Here is a 15,434-nt window from a genome sequence, read left to right as displayed (position 1 = left end):
AGCCTTTCTAAAAAAGGATAGAGTTCTTTTTTATTGATTTATTTTCTTTAATATTTGCTCGCCTTCTAAACATAGATCCAATAAAGGACAATTTTCACATTTCGGCGATCTTGCTGTACAATGATAACGACCAAAAAGAATAATCGTATGATGCGCTAACACCCATTCATCCTCAGGTATTTTATTCATTAAAGCTTCTTCAACTTCTTTCACACTAGCTTTTTTAGGACAAATACGTAACCGTTTGCTGACGCGTTCAACATGCGTATCAACAGCTATTGCTGGGACATTAAAAACATCACCCGCAACAACATTCGCTGTTTTTTGTCCTACACCGGGAAGTGTCATTAGTTCCTTAATCGTTTCTGGTATTTCTCCGTTAAATTCAGTTTCAACCGCTTGAGCTGTTCGCATAATATTTTTAGTTTTTGTTTTGTACAAGCCAATTGTTTTTATCTTCTCACGAACGAGATTCTCGTCTGCACGAGCCAATGCTCTTGGTGTTGGATAGAGAGCAAACAAACCAGGTGTCGCTTTGTTTACAGAAACATCAGTTGCTTGAGCACTTAAAATAACCGCAATTAGATATTGAAAAGGAGTCTCTGCATTTAATTCACCACGAGCATCTGGATACATCTTTTTCATTCGTTCAAAAGCGAGTAATGTCTTTTTCTTTGATAACACCTTTGCACCTACTTTCCATTGGGGTTGAGCCAATTATAAAGTGGAACCTTGGGTAATTTTTCTTCATTAGGTTCTTCTGTTGGTTGGTACTGATTTTTCCGTTTCTTTTGAGCGGTTTGAACTTGTTGTTTTGTTTTAATATTCTTACGCTCCCAGTCTAATAAAATTCGATCCATATATTTCAAACTATAGGCTTGATTTAAAACAGCTTCCCGTAAAGCTAATTCAATCAATTCAAGTGAATAACCGTCTTGATTTAACCAGATTTGAATCGTTTCATATTCAATAGGGGATAATGAGCGACCAAATTCTTGCTCAAAAGATTGAAAAAGTTGAGCAATTTTATTTTCTATTTTCACTTCTTGTTGTTTTTCAGCAGTTTGCTTCAACAATAAATTGATTTTTTCATAGACAAGGTTTAAATTATAACGATCTTCTGATTTTCCTCCTTTATTTATCTGTGTTTCAATGGTCATTATTTTTTTATCTATCAATGATTCAACCACCGAAAAAATTTTTTCAAGAGGATAATCTAAAAGTGCTGCAATTTGACTTAATTCAGGAAATTCGATTCCTGCTTGGCTAAATTTAGACAGTTGTAAATAAACTAAAAACTCTTCATCAGTCATTCCTACTTTTTTATAATAATCCAAAAGTAGATTAGAACTTATTGTTTGACCAAAATTTAAATAATAAGCTAAGTCAAGCATCTTATGAACTTCCTTTCTTCAAAGTACTATAAAAAAACGCGTGAAAATCAGATTCTTACGAATAGATTTTCCCACGCTTTCTGTTTTTATTTTGTTCCGAATAATCGGTCCCCAGCATCGCCTAAGCCTGGTACAATATAACCATCTTCGTTTAATTTTTCGTCTAAACCTGCGACATAAATATCAACATCTGGATGAACATCTTGCAATGCTTTAATTCCTTCTGGTGCTGCCACAAGACAAACAAATTTAATATTTGTTGCTCCACGTTTTTTTAATAAATCAATTGCCATAATGGCTGATCCACCTGTTGCTAACATAGGGTCAACAACTAGTAACTGACGCTCTGCAATATCAGCTGGTAATTTAACAAAATATTCAACCGGTTCAAGCGTGACATGATCACGATATAAACCAACATGTCCAATCTTCGCAGCCGGAATTAGTTCAATAATACCATCGACCATTCCGATACCTGCACGTAAAATCGGAATAATGGCTACTTTTTTTCCTGACAATCTTTTTTGAGTTGTCAGTCCCATTGGTGTTTCGATTTCAACGTCTTCTAAAGGCATATCTCTTGAAACTTCGTATGCCATCAACATTGCGATTTCATCGACAACTTCTCTAAAAACTTTCGTTCCACAATTTTTATCTCTAATAATTGTTAATTTGTGTTGAATTAATGGATGATCGATTACTTGAAATTTTCCCATGATATGTCTCTCCTTTAAGTTTTAATCCCAATCTATTGTAACGGAAAATAATAGTCTTGACTAGTCAATCCTTAACTTTTTTAAGAGTAAAGAGGATTTTTTTTAACTAATGTTTGAACTTCTTCCTCTACTTTAGCTAGTTGTTCTTCATTTTCATGATTCACTAACGCTTCTGCAATCAGATGAGCGACCTTTTCTGCCTCTGCTTCTTTAAAGCCGCGTGTTGTTATTGCAGGCGTTCCAATTCGGATACCACTTGTTTGGAAAGGACTTAAACTTTCAAAAGGTATGGTGTTTTTGTTAACAGTCATTTTAACACTATCTAAAATCTTTTCGGCTTGTTTTCCAGTCATTCCAAGTCCACTAACATCGATTAATAATAAATGATTATCCGTATCTCCACTAATTAATCTTAGTCCCGGTGTTTGATTAATGACACGTGCCATTGCTTTAGCATTACGAATAACCTGTTCTGAATATTCTTTAAACTCAGGTTGCAGTGCTTCTTGGAACGCTACTGCTTTAGCCGCAATCACATGCTCCAATGGTCCCCCTTGAATTCCTGGGAAAATATTACTATTTATTTTTTTAGCTAACGCTTCATCATTTGTTAAAATTAAGCCACCACGAGGGCCTCGTAATGTTTTATGTGTTGTTGAGGTTACAATATCTGCATAATCAACTGGGTTTTGATGCAAACCAGTTGCAACAAGACCAGCAATATGGGCCATGTCTACCATCAATTTCGCACCAACACTATCTGCGATTTCTTTAAATTGTTTAAAATCAATTTCACGAGAGTAAGCACTTGCACCTGCAACAATGAGTTGAGGTTTATGTTTTCGTGCCAATATTTTAACAACATCATAATCAATCACTTCAGTTACTGGATCAACACCATATGACACAAAATTATAGGTTTTACCACTAAAGTTAACGGGAGAACCGTGCGTTAAATGACCGCCAGCCGTTAAATCCATCCCTAAAACAGTATCTCCTGATTCGACCAATGAAAGATAAGCTGCTGTATTAGCTTGTGAACCTGAATGAGCTTGAACATTAGCAAATTGGGCATTAAATAATTTACAAGCACGTTCGATTGCTAAATTTTCAACGATATCAACAAACTCACAACCGCCATAATATCGTTTTCCCGGATAACCTTCAGCATATTTATTAGTTAAGACACTTCCCTGCGCTGCCATAACCGCTTGTGAAACAAAATTTTCTGAAGCAATCAATTCAATATTATTTTCTTGACGATTTTTTTCGTGTTCGATGGCTTCCCATAAAACAACATCTTGTTCTTTAAAATCCATACTTACCACTTCCTAACTTCATTTTTTACTATTGTATCATAAAATGAAGTGGAGGTTAGCTTTCTAATGTAAAATAATGCTCTCCAGCTGCTTTTTTAAGTCGATTCATGTAAGCTAAACCTTCTCCTTCATTTGGATAAGTCTCGACTAAGATTAAATCTAATTTTGGGTTGACTAAATCCAACGAACGTAGTCCAGCAAATAAATACTGCATTGCCTCCTTGACGTGACTTTTTTTTGATAATGAGTAGGCTGCTTCATAACCACTCATTTGATCAATCAATGCTTGATTAGCTAAAACACCAACTTTATTATCTTTATATTTATTTAAAGCACTCTGAAAAACTTCCGCTCCTCCAGCTACCATTAAAACCGGTGTATCTGGTGAATAGTGTTTATATTTCATCCCAGGTGCTTTTGGTGTTTCTGCTTTTCCAACTAAATGATTGTCAAAACGAACCTCACCAACAACTTGTTCAAGCTGTTCTTTCGTAATTGCCCCAGGTCGTAAAATCGTTGGCACGTCTTGCTCATCAGAAACATCGACTACTGTTGATTCAATTCCGACAGAGCACATCCCACCGTCAAGAACAGCACTAATTTTAGTATCTAAATCATGTAAAACATGTTCGGCCAATGTTGGACTAGGTTTACCCGACGAATTGGCACTTGGGCCAACTAAAACAGTTCCTGATTGTTGGATTAAATCGAGTGTCAGCGTATTATTAGGCATTCTAAAAGCAACTGTTTCTAGTCCACCTGTTACGGCTTTTGAAAAAACACTGTTATTTTTTAACTTAAAAATTAAAGTTAAAGGACCCGGCCAAAATGATTTCATTAATTTTTGAGCGATCTCTGATACACCCTCGACAAAAGGAAGTAACGCTTCTGGTGAGGCAATATGAACAATCAATGGGTTATCGCTCGGACGTCCCTTTGCCAAATAAACTTCCTTTACAGCGAGTTCATTTGTTGCATCTGCTCCTAATCCATAAACGGTTTCAGTAGGAAAGGATACTAAATTTCCTTGTTTTATTAAACATGCGGCTTCTGCAACTTCCTGTGCATTCAATTTTTTTGTTTTCATTTGGTTTAATCTTCTTTCTCAGTGACTTTAATCATACGTTCATTTTGGTTCATGTCTTTAACGATACTCACTTTTTTTTTAGGAAAAGCGGCTTGAAAAATGGCTTGAACCTCTCTTCCTTGCTGGTACCCGATTTCTAAATAAATCTGTCCTTTGATTGACAGATAGTCTTGAGCTTGCCTTGCTATTTTTTTATAGACTGCTAGTCCTTGCTCTTCTGCAAACAACGCAGTTAAAGGTTCATAACGCTTGACACTTTCATCCATGACGTCCTTCTCATCCATCGCTATATAAGGTGGATTAGAAATAATAATATCAAATTTTTTTGTTTTTTCCACCTCATCAAAAACATCACTTTGATACAGTTCAAGTTCGACCTGGTGATTTTTCGCATTCTCTTGAGCAATAGCTAATGCACCTTCTGATAAATCAAGTGCACTCACTTGCCAATCTGGTCGTGCTTTTTTTAATGAGATGGCAATAATTCCAGTCCCCGTCCCAATATCTATTACTGACTGCATTGGTAAATTGTTTTCTTCTAAACACAACATCACTAGTTCTTCCGTTTCTGGACGAGGAATTAAAGTTTCTCTTGAAACTTTATAACGCTCCCCTAGAAATTCTGTTGAGCCGATAATATATTGTGGTGGAACATCTTCTAAAATTAGATTTAAATCTGCCATTAACTGGCTCTTTTCAACCTCAGGCATTTCTTGTTTAAAGTGCATTAACAAATCTGTTTTATTCCAATTTAATCGCTCTAATATCAAATACTCTGCTATATAAACTTCTTTTTTGGCTTTTTCTAAAAAAGAAGAAGCCCATTGGAGGACTTCAAAATAGGTCATGGAATTATCCATTTAGTTTCTCCAATTGAGCTGTTTGATCATATATTACTAATGCATCGATAATCTCATCTAATTTACCCGATAAAATTTGATCTAATTTTTGAATGGTTAAACCAATTCGATGGTCAGTTACCCGATTTTGAGGATAATTATAAGTTCTAATACGTTCTGAACGATCACCAGTCCCTACGGCTGATTTACGACTAGCATCATATTCACTTTGATTTTCTTGTTTTAATTGATCATAAACACGAGCACGTAGAATTTTCATTGCTTTCTCACGGTTTTTAAGTTGTGAGCGTTCATCTTGCATAGCAACAGCTATTCCTGTCGGTAAATGAGTTAAACGGACTGCTGAGGCGGTCTTATTCACGTGCTGTCCACCAGCGCCACTTGCATGATAGATATCCACACGAATATCTTTGTCTGCTAAATCAAGTTCAACCTCTTCTGCTTCTGGTAAGACAACAACCGTCGCAGTCGATGTATGAACACGTCCTTGTGATTCTGTCGATGGAACACGTTGCACACGATGAGCGCCACTTTCATATTTCAATTTAGAAAAGACCTTATTACCCGTAATCATAATTGTCACTTCTTTATAGCCACCAATATCAGTGATATTAGCATCCATTACTTCAAATTTCCACCCTTGTGCCGTGGCAAAGCTTTGATACATTTCAAATAAACTGCCAGCAAACAAGGCCGCTTCATCACCACCAGCAGCGCCTCTGATTTCCATAATAATATTTTTATCATCATTAGGATCACTTGGTAATAATAATATTTTCATTTGTTCTTCTAGCTCATCTTTTTCGGCTTTTAAATCATTTAATTCTTCTTTCGCCATTTCTTGCATTTCATCTTCTAATTTTTCAGATAATAATTCTTCAGTTTCACTAATACCTGAAATAACTTCTTTATATCGACGATAAACCGCGACTGTTTCACGAGAATTCGATTCTTCTTTAGATAACTCCATAAAACGTTTCGTATCAGTGATAACCTCTGGATCACTCAATAATTCTCCTAATTCTTCATAACGGTCTTCTACCGATTGTAACTGATCATACATCTTGATTAATCTTCCTTTCCATTCTGTTCACTCTCAATTTTATTAAGTGGTGGATTTAAATAGTGCTTACGACAAACTGGATAATAAGATTCATTTCCACCGATTTGAATTTGTTCACCCGAATAGACGGGTTCGTTATCCGAAACTCTCAGATTCATCGTTGCTTTTTTATGACAGAACCAACAAATTGTTTTTAATTCTTCTTGTTTGTCAGCATAAAGCAGTAAATACTTTGAGCCTTCAAAAAGTTCATTTTTAAAATCATTCTTCAGTCCAAATGCCATAACTGGGATATCTAATTCGTCAACAATCTGCGCTAAACCGATGACATGATGCTTTTCTAAAAATTGAGATTCATCAACTAATACACAATATGGCTTTTTTTCCAACCCTTTTATTATAGCATAAACATCCGTCTCACTAAAAATCGGAATCGCTTCACGTTTCAAGCCAATCCGACTAGACACTGTACCAACTTCATCTCGAGTATCAATACCACTAGTCATAATCACAATAGGTTTATGTTGCTCTTCATAATTATGTGCGACTTTTAAGATTTCTATTGTTTTACCACTATTCATTGCTCCATATTTAAAAAATAACTGTGCCATTTGTTTTGTCTCCCTCAAGCTTATTCTATGATAGTATACTTTAAAAATTTAAAAAAATCATCCCGTTACCCCTTTAAATTTTAAAGACGACTTTCTTTTTTTATTCTAAGCTTTTAACTTTACTTATTTTAGGTTAAAAGGTATTCTTTATTTACTTATTTAAAATAAGTAAAATAAAACTATATAAGTGAGGATTATCATGTCAAAGTTACTCGTTATTAAAGCACATCCACTGTCACAAGAAGAATCAAAATCAATCAAAGCACTAACTACTTTTTTAGATGAATATAAAAAAGAAAACAATGATGAAATTGAAACTCTTGATTTATACCAAGATTTTATTCCTGAAATTGATTTAGATCTTTTAACGGGCTGGACTAAAGCCAGTCAAAAGCAAATATTAACTGACGCAGAAAGTTTAAAAGTAAATCGTTTTGCTGAACTAACCGCTCAATTTTTATCAGCAGATAAAATTGTCATTGCCAACCCACTTTGGAATTTAAATATTCCAACACGTTTAAAAGCCTGGGTTGATACAATAAATGTTGCTGGTAAAACGTTTAAATATACAGAAAATGGCCCTGTTGGACTTTCCGGTGGCCGCAAAGTTTTACACATTCAATCAAATGGTGGCGTCTACACTGGACAAGACCCTGCTTCACAATACATAAAAACAATTTTTAATTTTATCGGAATCAATGATTTCACGCAACTTGCTGTTGAGGGAATTGATTTTCAACCTGACCAGGCAGAAGTCATCTTAGATAAAGCTTTAAATCAAGCAAAAGAAATAGCCAAAACATTTTAAATAAAAAAACACTAATGAAAATGACTTTATCAGTCAGATTCACTAGTGTTTTTTTGTGGTGCTGCTAATTGTTTAACTGTATCATCTCTGTAAAGACCTGAGACTTCTTTATACCAATCAAAAGCATGCGTGACAATGACTTTGAGTGCAGCGTACCCTGGAATACCCAAGATAACACCTAACACACCAAACAATTTTCCAGAGGTTAATAAGACAAATATAATCGTAATTGGATGGATTTTTAATTGACTGCCTAAAACTAAAGGAGATACAAAACGACCCTCTAATGTCTGTTCGATGATAAAAACAATAATCACTGCGATTAACATTTTGGGACCACTCACCATAGCCAAAACAACTGCTGGGATAGTAGCCAATGCAGATCCAATATAAGGGATTAGATTTAAAAAGCCTGCTAAAATCCCTAAGGTTACACTATATTCCAAGCCGATGACAGAAAAACCAACGATAAAAATAATCGCTACTGCGAAAGCTACTGTGACCTGTCCCCTAACATAAGAAGACAATTGTTTATTAATGTCTTTTAAAACAACAATCGTTGGTTTACGCATTTTTGTTGGTAAAAATTGGGTAGCATAAGGCATTAGTTGCTTTCCATCTTTTAACAAATAGAAAAGGATAAATGGAACCGTCACAACCGTCACAACAATACTTGCAACCGCTCCAACTAAACTACCAATTCCTTTAAAAGCATTTTTAGAAATACTTTTTGTCAGATTACTAATCGAAGCAAATAATTCATTTAGGGCTTTCTCTAAAGGTTCACCAATCTTATCAAAAATAGGAAAACTTAAAACATCAGATATTTTACTTTCAATAATTTTCCAATAATTTGGCCAATTTTTAATAAAACTCATGGTTTGCGACTCTAACTTAGGAACTAAAATAATCAATCCCCAACCAATGAGTCCAATAATTAAAACAAAGAGAAGCGTAATCCCCCAAACTCGTTTAATTCCATACTTTTCCATCAAGTTAACTAATGGATTTAAAATATAAAATAAAAGTCCCGAAATAACAATCGGCAGTCCGACAATCCCTAGAAACTGAGCGATTGGACGAAAAAGGTGCGAAACTTTAGTGAATGTTAAAATAATTAGTAAACACAAAAGTGCAATCAACAACGCCGTTACAACTTGATTATTAAGAAACCATTTCTCAAACCACGTTCTTTTTTCTCTTATTTTAAGTTTACTTGCCATACAAGTCCTCCTAACTGTAACTGATTACCATTCCATCTGAAATTGTTGGTAATTCGAATGGCTCAACATATAACGCATTTACCAATTCATCCTCAACTGGAACAGCTGAAAAAACAATAGACACGTGACCCATTTCATTTAAAAATTTATTAGCCATTGGTCCGACTTTTTTGATCGTATATTCTTGATTACCAAAAGAAATTGTATTTCCTTCTGCTAATGAAAAAACAGCGTTTACTTCTGTTTCGTGTACCACACAATAATTTTTTAATGAATCTGTCACTGTTTCATTAAATAAAATAATAATTGGTTCATCTGCTTTCGTTGCTTCTGGACCAATTTCTTTAACTAATGATTTAATCATACAATAACCCCTCTACTTCTATAGATTTATAATAACTAATTATAACATAATTAGTCTAAATAATCTTTTTCCAGTCTTCTTATAATTTCACTTTCTCATATTTTTTGTTTTTTTAATTCTATGCTATACTTTTGATAAAGACTCAAAGAGAGGATGTTTAGATATGTTAGAAACAATTTATTTAGGTGCTTATACTCGTCGTGATAGTCAAGGTATCTATACCATTATTTTAGATCATAATGAAAAAAAACTAAAGGAATTAACACTTCTTATCAAAGAAAACAATCCCACTTATTTAGATTTCAATGGAGAAAATTTTATTTATAGCGTTACCCAAGAGAAGGATAAAGGTGGAATTGCTGCCTATCAAAAACAAGAAGATGGTCATTTCAAATTAATTAATCGGTCCTTAGAAGTCGGTGCACCTCCTTGTTATGTTGCCGTTGATCATAAACGTCAACTCGTTTATGGCGCAAACTATCATCAAGGAATCATTTTAGTTTATCAAATCGAAACAGATGGTTCTGTCACTTTAGTCGATAAAATTCAAGATGAAGGTCATGGTCCCCATGAAAATCAAGAGGGGCCTCATGCACATTATACTGATTTAACACCTGATAATCGCTTAGTTGTTTGTGATTTAGGAAACGATACGGTCTATACTTACACTGTTTCTAAAGAAGGAAAATTAACAGAAACCGCTCGTTTTCATACTCATCCTGGTGCTGGTCCAAGACATCTTGTTTTTCATCCGAATGGAAAAATTGCATACCTTTTTGCTGAACTTTCTAGTGAAGTTATCGTCTTAGACTATGATTCAACAGATGGAACTTTTACAGAACAACAAATTATTTCTTCCATTCCAACAGAGCATACTGATTTTAATAGTGGCGCGGCTATTCGGGTCTCTAATGACGGAAAATTCGTTTATGCCACAAATCGAGGCCATAACTCGATTGTTGTTTACCAAACAAGTAATGCGGGTTCTAAATTAGAATTAATCCAACGCGAATCAGTCGAAGGTGATTTTCCTCGTGATTTTAACTTAAGCCCCAATGAAAAGTTTGTGATTGTTGCTAATCAAAACTCTGATAACTTAACTTTATTTGAACGTAACACCACAGATGGTAAATTAACCTTATTACAAAAAGAAGTTTATGTTCCTGAAGTTGTTTGCGTTAAATTTTAATCTCACTCAAAAAAGCTCTTCTTTATTAATTTAAAGAGAGCTTTTTAGCCTTTCGTCTAACCCCTTATTTTTAAAAGCTTGTGCTATAATAAAACTATTAAATAGAGAGGTGATTATCATGCAAACAAATGAACAACTCCAACAAGATTTATCAAGCGTCTTGCTTGATCTTATTGATAAAACAAACTTAAAAAAAGGGGATTTCTTTATCTTAGGTGGTAGTTCTAGCGAGGTGATTGGTGAATCTATTGGCCAAGCAACGAATGAAGAAATCGGTGATTTAATTGTTAGTACATGTTTAACCATTCTAAATCCTTTGGGTATTCATCTAGCCGTTCAAGGATGTGAGCACATCAATCGAGCTTTAACGATTGAACGTGCCGCTAGTCAGCAACAACCCTTTGACTTAGTCTCAGTTGTTCCTAGACCACATGCTGGTGGTGCGTTAGCGACTGCAGCCTATCAACTGATGAATGACCCCGTAGAAATCGAACATCTGATTGCCAAAGCTGGGCTTGATATTGGCGATACACATATCGGGATGCACGTTAAACATGTCCAAATTCCAATTCGCCCCCTTCTAAAAGAACTAGGATGTGCGCATTTAAGTGCTCTTGGCACTCGTCCAAAATTAATTGGTGGTGAAAGAGCTCAGTATGCTCCCGCTTCCATTAAAAAGAAATAATTTAATCCTGCTGAATTTCTAAAATTTTCGTCACTAAATTTTGATAAATCTTAGCCACCAAGTGACTTCCTTTTAACAAATAAAAATGACGTTGATAACAGTCATTCAACGATTGATAAGGCATTCCTTCCGGGAGTGCTTTTTTTGATACCATACTCTTTCCTAATCCTTGTTCTAAGAGTTTGATAATCATTTCATTATTTTTAACGAGCATCATTTGTGGTTTTAAATTAATTTCTGTTAAGTATTGGTGCATATAGTGATAAACACCTGATGTTTCTTCACGACTTAGCCAAAAGGAGCTGTTTAAATCTCCAGCTAAAACAAGCTCATCTTGATTTAATTTTAATCGCTCACTCGTAATCGTAACTAATGGCTTCTCAATAAACCCCAAATGCAAATGATGCTTTTCAATTCCCTCTAAAACTTCTTCAGAATTCATCATCTCGATTTCAAAATCAATCGTTGGGAAAAATCGCAAAAGTTGATTTAATAGTTCTGGTAGATAATAAATAGCAAATGTATGTGACGCCCCAATGCGGCAAATTTTTTGCTCCTCTTTTTTGCCTTTCAATAATTGAAGCGTCTCCTCCCAATCATCTGACAAGTCCAATAAACGTCCATAAAGAAGATCAGCTTCTAGCGTTGGTTTCATCTCCTGTTTTCCACTTCTTACAAAGAGTTTACACGTTAACTCTTCTTCCAAAGCTTTTAGCTGATTCGAAACGGCAGGTTGTGAAATATAAAGATGTTCGGCAGCAACTGAAAAGTTTTTACATTCATAAGCCACTTTAAATGTTTTTAACCATTTAAACATATTTTTCCTCCTCAACTATAATAAATAGTTATAATGCCTATTATAACTATTTATTTATCAAATGAAAACAAGTACGTTATACTAATAACATTATTGAAATGATGAGGATGTGTCAAAATTGAAACAAACACTCAAACAAATTTTACCAGGTTTCTTACTCGCTTTTTGCGTCGCTATTCTTAGTAAGTATTTAGCACATTTTATTCCCAATCTTGGAGCGGCAACGATTGCCATTTTATTAGGAATTTTGTTAGGCAATACTTTTTGCCAACAACCGGGCTTAAATAAAGGAACTAAATTTTCTGAAAGTCGATTATTGGAATGGTCGATTGTACTCCTTGGCTTCACTGTGACCTTTCAAACTATTGCTAAAATGGGCCTCAATGGTTTTGTTTTTATTATTTTTCAAATGACAAGTACCATTATTACTGTCTATTTAATAGGGCGACAATTAAAATTTACAAAAACCATGTCCCTTTTAATGGCAGGTGGAAACGCAGTGTGTGGTTCCTCCGCTATTGGAGCAATTGCTCCAGAAATTAATGCCAAAGAAGAAGAAAAAGGACAAATCATTACACTCGTTAATCTTTTAGGGACTGTTTTAATGCTAACCTTACCTTTCCTCGCCACTTTCCTCTACCCCAATGAGGCCATGACTCAAAGTGCAATGATTGGTGGAACTCTTCAATCGGTTGGGCAAGTAGTAGCTAGTGCTAGTATGGTTAGTCCAGAAGTCGTTGAATGGTCAACGCTATTCAAAATTATGCGAATTATGCTGTTGGTCTTGGTTGTTTTCTTTTTTGGTAAATTTGCAAATGACTCTAAAGAAAAAACAGGAGATCAAAAGATCATAAACAAAAAAAAGAAATTACCACTCCCTTGGTATATTATTGGTTTTTTAATTAGTTGTTTATTAAATAGCTTTTTAACTTTAACACCATGGATCGCTAACTCCGCTCATCTTTTAAGCGGTTGGTTTGAAGTCACCGCTCTGGCTGCAATTGGCTTGCGTTTAAATTTCAAACGTTTTTTCAAAGAAGGAAAACGTTTCTTACTTTATACTGCTAGCGTCGGCCTGCTCCAAATTATTTTTGTCATTCTTTGGATTAAAATCTTTAGCATTCAATAAAAAAGGAGGAATGGCATTTTTTATCATGCCATCCCTCCTTTTTTCTATTTATCTAATTTCAGCACCTAACGTATTTTTCATATGTGTTAACGCCCACTTATGCCCAATCGGATCAAAACTTTGAACACCCTTTTCATGGACGACAATTTGGTAACCTAAATTATAAGCATCAATCGCTGTATGTAAAACACAAATATCCGTACAAACTCCGGTTAAATGAAGTCTTCTAATCCCACGTTCACGCAAGCGAATATCTAAATCCGTGCCACTAAAAGCCGAATAGTGACGCTTATCAATCCAATAAACATTAGTCCTGTTTTTATTTTCTTCATAGAGCGGTCGAAGTGAACCATATAGTTCACGTCCTTTTGTCTTCATTAAGTTATGAGGTGGAAATAGTTTGTTTTCTGGATGGTATTGATCCTTTTCATCATGTCCATCAATCGCAAAAACGACATAGTCCCCCTGTTTTATAAATTGCTTCGTTAAAGCAGTTAACTCTTTTTCAATGCTTTGTCCCTCAGCACCGGTCGTTAATTTTCCATCCGTCGCAACAAAATCTTCAGTATAATCAATCGATAATAAAGCTTCCATCACTTATCATTCCTTCTATAATTTATTTAATAGAGTTAAAACCAGTTGAGCTGATTTTTTACCTGCTTCAATAATAAATTCATCAAAGTTAACACTAGCCTCTTCATTGGCAACATCACTCATCGCACGAATTACTAAAAATGGGCGTTCATAACGGTAAGCAACTTGAGCAATCGCTGCGCCTTCCATTTCATTGGCTAAACAATTTGGAAAATGCTCTTTAATCGCATCAATCTGAACTTGACTATGAACAAAAGTGTCACCAGAAACAATTAAACCACTGTAATTAGTCCAACCATTCTCACGAGCAGCTTCTTTCGTTAAGGCAATTAATTTAGTATCCGCCTCATAATAAAGTGGCATCTGAGGCATTTGGCCAAAGGCATAACCAAAGGCTGTCACATCAGCATCTGAATATGCTAACTTTTCCGAGATAACCAAATCACCAATCTTAAGACCTTCGCCAATACCACCTGCAGACCCAGTATTGATGACCATATCAACGTGATAATGACTAATAAGTAATGTTGTTGTCACCGCCGCTAAAACTTTGCCTATCCCAGATTGAGTCAGAACAACTTCATGCTCACCTATTTGACCGCTATAAAACTGTGCGCCTGCTTCTGTCCATTCTTCTAATCCAACTAAATAACTTTTTAAAAGTGTTACTTCTTCTTGCATTGCACCAATTATTCCTATTTTCATTAAAAAAACCCCTTTTTATAGATTCAAAATAGCATAAATCACTAAGCCAAGTGAAACAATAACAACGACAATGGCTATATTTAACCATCGATTTCTCTTTTTATTTCTATTATATTCCTTCACACGGCTACGAGTTAATAGTTGATCAGAAGAACTTGAGATTTCTTCTGTTTTCTCTTTTTTTTGTTTTCTAATCATTTCATCGTTCCTTTATCATCATTTGTTGCTGCCAATACAGAATAGCATACATTGTCTTAGCATCACAGATTTCACCTGTATTTATTTTCTCTAACGCTTCTGCCAGCGTTAATTCAATAATTTCCAAAAACTCATCCTCATCTTGTGGCAATGGGTCTTCAACTTTTGTCAAACCAGTTGCTTGATAAAGATAGAGGATTTCATTTGAAAAACCTGGAGATGAAATAAACTGCGTTAACTTTTCCATCTTGTCACATTGGTAACCTGTTTCTTCTTCTAATTCTCGACGTGCCGTCAGTTCATAATCTTTTTCATCTTTTTCAATTTTTCCCGCTGGGATTTCAATAATCGTTTTTTCTAACGCTTTACGGAATTGACGAACGCAAATTAAACGTTGGTCTGCTGTTATTGCATAGATTCCCACTGCGCCTTGGTGTAAAACTAACTCACGCTTACTGAGATTTCCATCAGGTAACGTTACCTCATCGACTACTAAATGAACCACTTTTCCATCATAAATAACTTCACGACTGATTGTTTTTTCATAAAATTTTTCTAACATTCTTTTCTCCTTAATCAAGACTTATGTTAAGATTATGATAACGTTAATCGTAACTCTTTTCAATATAATTAGCGGCCGAGAAATAAATCAAACTTTCGACTGATATTAAA

Annotated in this window: 19 protein-coding genes; 4 read left to right on the top strand and 15 right to left on the bottom strand. The window is 34.9% G+C overall.

Annotation, left to right across the window (positions count from 1 at the left end; translation table 11 throughout):
- Positions 1-30: 30 nt before the first annotated feature.
- The 8 genes from nth to ACTJFD_RS05585 form a co-directional block, all read right to left on the bottom strand.
- Positions 31-684 carry an endonuclease III gene (nth, locus tag ACTJFD_RS05620; protein WP_442260218.1) on the bottom strand — a complete coding sequence of 218 codons (654 nt, stop codon included), beginning with the start codon at positions 682-684 and terminating at the stop codon, positions 31-33.
- 8 nt (positions 685-692) lie between these two features.
- Positions 693-1,394: a DnaD domain-containing protein gene (locus ACTJFD_RS05615; RefSeq protein WP_442260216.1), complete on the bottom strand. Its 702-nt coding sequence runs from the start codon at positions 1,392-1,394 to the stop codon at positions 693-695.
- Positions 1,395-1,480: 86 nt separating this feature from the next.
- Entirely contained in the window at positions 1,481-2,110 is a 630-nt protein-coding gene (gene upp, locus ACTJFD_RS05610) for a uracil phosphoribosyltransferase (RefSeq protein ID WP_442260214.1), read from the bottom strand.
- 80 nt (positions 2,111-2,190) lie between these two features.
- Complete coding sequence (glyA, locus tag ACTJFD_RS05605; RefSeq protein WP_442260212.1) at positions 2,191-3,429, bottom strand: serine hydroxymethyltransferase; 1,239 nt, start codon at positions 3,427-3,429, stop codon at positions 2,191-2,193.
- A 55-nt stretch (positions 3,430-3,484) separates the two neighbouring features.
- Positions 3,485-4,516 carry an L-threonylcarbamoyladenylate synthase gene (locus tag ACTJFD_RS05600; RefSeq protein ID WP_442260210.1) on the bottom strand — a complete coding sequence of 344 codons (1,032 nt, stop codon included), beginning with the start codon at positions 4,514-4,516 and terminating at the stop codon, positions 3,485-3,487.
- Positions 4,517-4,521: 5 nt separating this feature from the next.
- Entirely contained in the window at positions 4,522-5,376 is an 855-nt protein-coding gene (prmC, locus tag ACTJFD_RS05595; protein ID WP_442260208.1) for a peptide chain release factor N(5)-glutamine methyltransferase, read from the bottom strand.
- On the bottom strand, positions 5,369-6,439 hold the full coding sequence (gene prfA, locus ACTJFD_RS05590; protein WP_442260206.1) for a peptide chain release factor 1: 1,071 nt from the start codon (positions 6,437-6,439) through the stop codon (positions 5,369-5,371). The genes prmC and prfA overlap by 8 nt, the downstream gene beginning before the upstream one ends.
- Positions 6,440-6,444: 5 nt before the next feature.
- The gene (locus tag ACTJFD_RS05585; protein WP_442260204.1) at positions 6,445-7,050 is read right to left on the bottom strand and encodes a thymidine kinase; all 606 of its coding nucleotides are present in this window, start codon (positions 7,048-7,050) and stop codon (positions 6,445-6,447) included.
- Between the two features lie 199 nt (positions 7,051-7,249).
- Here ACTJFD_RS05585 and ACTJFD_RS05580 point away from each other — a divergent pair, with 199 nt between their 5' ends.
- On the top strand, positions 7,250-7,858 hold the full coding sequence (locus ACTJFD_RS05580) for an FMN-dependent NADH-azoreductase (RefSeq protein WP_442260203.1): 609 nt from the start codon (positions 7,250-7,252) through the stop codon (positions 7,856-7,858).
- A gap of 29 nt (positions 7,859-7,887) precedes the next feature.
- Here ACTJFD_RS05580 and ACTJFD_RS05575 read toward each other — a convergent pair whose 3' ends face one another.
- Together ACTJFD_RS05575 and ACTJFD_RS05570 are read right to left on the bottom strand one after the other, a co-directional pair.
- Positions 7,888-9,081, bottom strand: a complete 1,194-nt coding sequence (locus ACTJFD_RS05575) for an AI-2E family transporter (protein ID WP_442260201.1) — start codon at positions 9,079-9,081, stop codon at positions 7,888-7,890.
- A gap of 10 nt (positions 9,082-9,091) precedes the next feature.
- A complete protein-coding gene (locus tag ACTJFD_RS05570) occupies positions 9,092-9,445 on the bottom strand; it encodes a PTS glucitol/sorbitol transporter subunit IIA (protein ID WP_442260199.1) in 354 nt (117 codons plus the stop codon).
- A 163-nt stretch (positions 9,446-9,608) separates the two neighbouring features.
- On the opposite strand from ACTJFD_RS05570, the gene ACTJFD_RS05565 reads away from it, so the two are divergent.
- The gene (locus ACTJFD_RS05565; RefSeq protein ID WP_442260198.1) at positions 9,609-10,634 is read left to right on the top strand and encodes a lactonase family protein; all 1,026 of its coding nucleotides are present in this window, start codon (positions 9,609-9,611) and stop codon (positions 10,632-10,634) included.
- Positions 10,635-10,752: 118 nt separating this feature from the next.
- Entirely contained in the window at positions 10,753-11,319 is a 567-nt protein-coding gene (locus ACTJFD_RS05560) for a TIGR01440 family protein (RefSeq protein WP_442260196.1), read from the top strand.
- Between the two features lies 1 nt (position 11,320).
- Here the strand turns inward: ACTJFD_RS05560 and ACTJFD_RS05555 are convergent, their stop codons facing one another.
- The gene (locus ACTJFD_RS05555) at positions 11,321-12,136 is read right to left on the bottom strand and encodes a LysR family transcriptional regulator (protein WP_442260195.1); all 816 of its coding nucleotides are present in this window, start codon (positions 12,134-12,136) and stop codon (positions 11,321-11,323) included.
- Between the two features lie 118 nt (positions 12,137-12,254).
- On the opposite strand from ACTJFD_RS05555, the gene ACTJFD_RS05550 reads away from it, so the two are divergent.
- Positions 12,255-13,265, top strand: coding sequence for a YeiH family protein (locus ACTJFD_RS05550; RefSeq protein WP_442260193.1), 1,011 nt, complete (start codon positions 12,255-12,257; stop codon positions 13,263-13,265).
- A 48-nt stretch (positions 13,266-13,313) separates the two neighbouring features.
- Here ACTJFD_RS05550 and ACTJFD_RS05545 read toward each other — a convergent pair whose 3' ends face one another.
- The 4 genes from ACTJFD_RS05545 to ACTJFD_RS05530 are packed head-to-tail and all read right to left on the bottom strand — an operon-like array spanning position 13,314 to position 15,324.
- The gene (locus ACTJFD_RS05545) at positions 13,314-13,859 is read right to left on the bottom strand and encodes a cysteine hydrolase family protein (RefSeq protein ID WP_442260192.1); all 546 of its coding nucleotides are present in this window, start codon (positions 13,857-13,859) and stop codon (positions 13,314-13,316) included.
- Positions 13,860-13,874: 15 nt separating this feature from the next.
- Positions 13,875-14,564, bottom strand: coding sequence for a 5'-methylthioadenosine/adenosylhomocysteine nucleosidase (locus tag ACTJFD_RS05540; RefSeq protein ID WP_442260190.1), 690 nt, complete (start codon positions 14,562-14,564; stop codon positions 13,875-13,877).
- Between the two features lie 15 nt (positions 14,565-14,579).
- Positions 14,580-14,762, bottom strand: coding sequence for a hypothetical protein (locus ACTJFD_RS05535; RefSeq protein ID WP_442260188.1), 183 nt, complete (start codon positions 14,760-14,762; stop codon positions 14,580-14,582).
- 1 nt (position 14,763) lies between these two features.
- A complete protein-coding gene (locus tag ACTJFD_RS05530) occupies positions 14,764-15,324 on the bottom strand; it encodes an NUDIX hydrolase (RefSeq protein ID WP_442260187.1) in 561 nt (186 codons plus the stop codon).
- Positions 15,325-15,434 lie beyond the last annotated feature (110 nt).

Source organism: Vagococcus sp. (assembly GCF_052102835.1).
GTDB lineage: Bacteria > Bacillota > Bacilli > Lactobacillales > Vagococcaceae > Vagococcus.
This window is presented reverse-complemented; position numbering and strand designations above follow the sequence as displayed.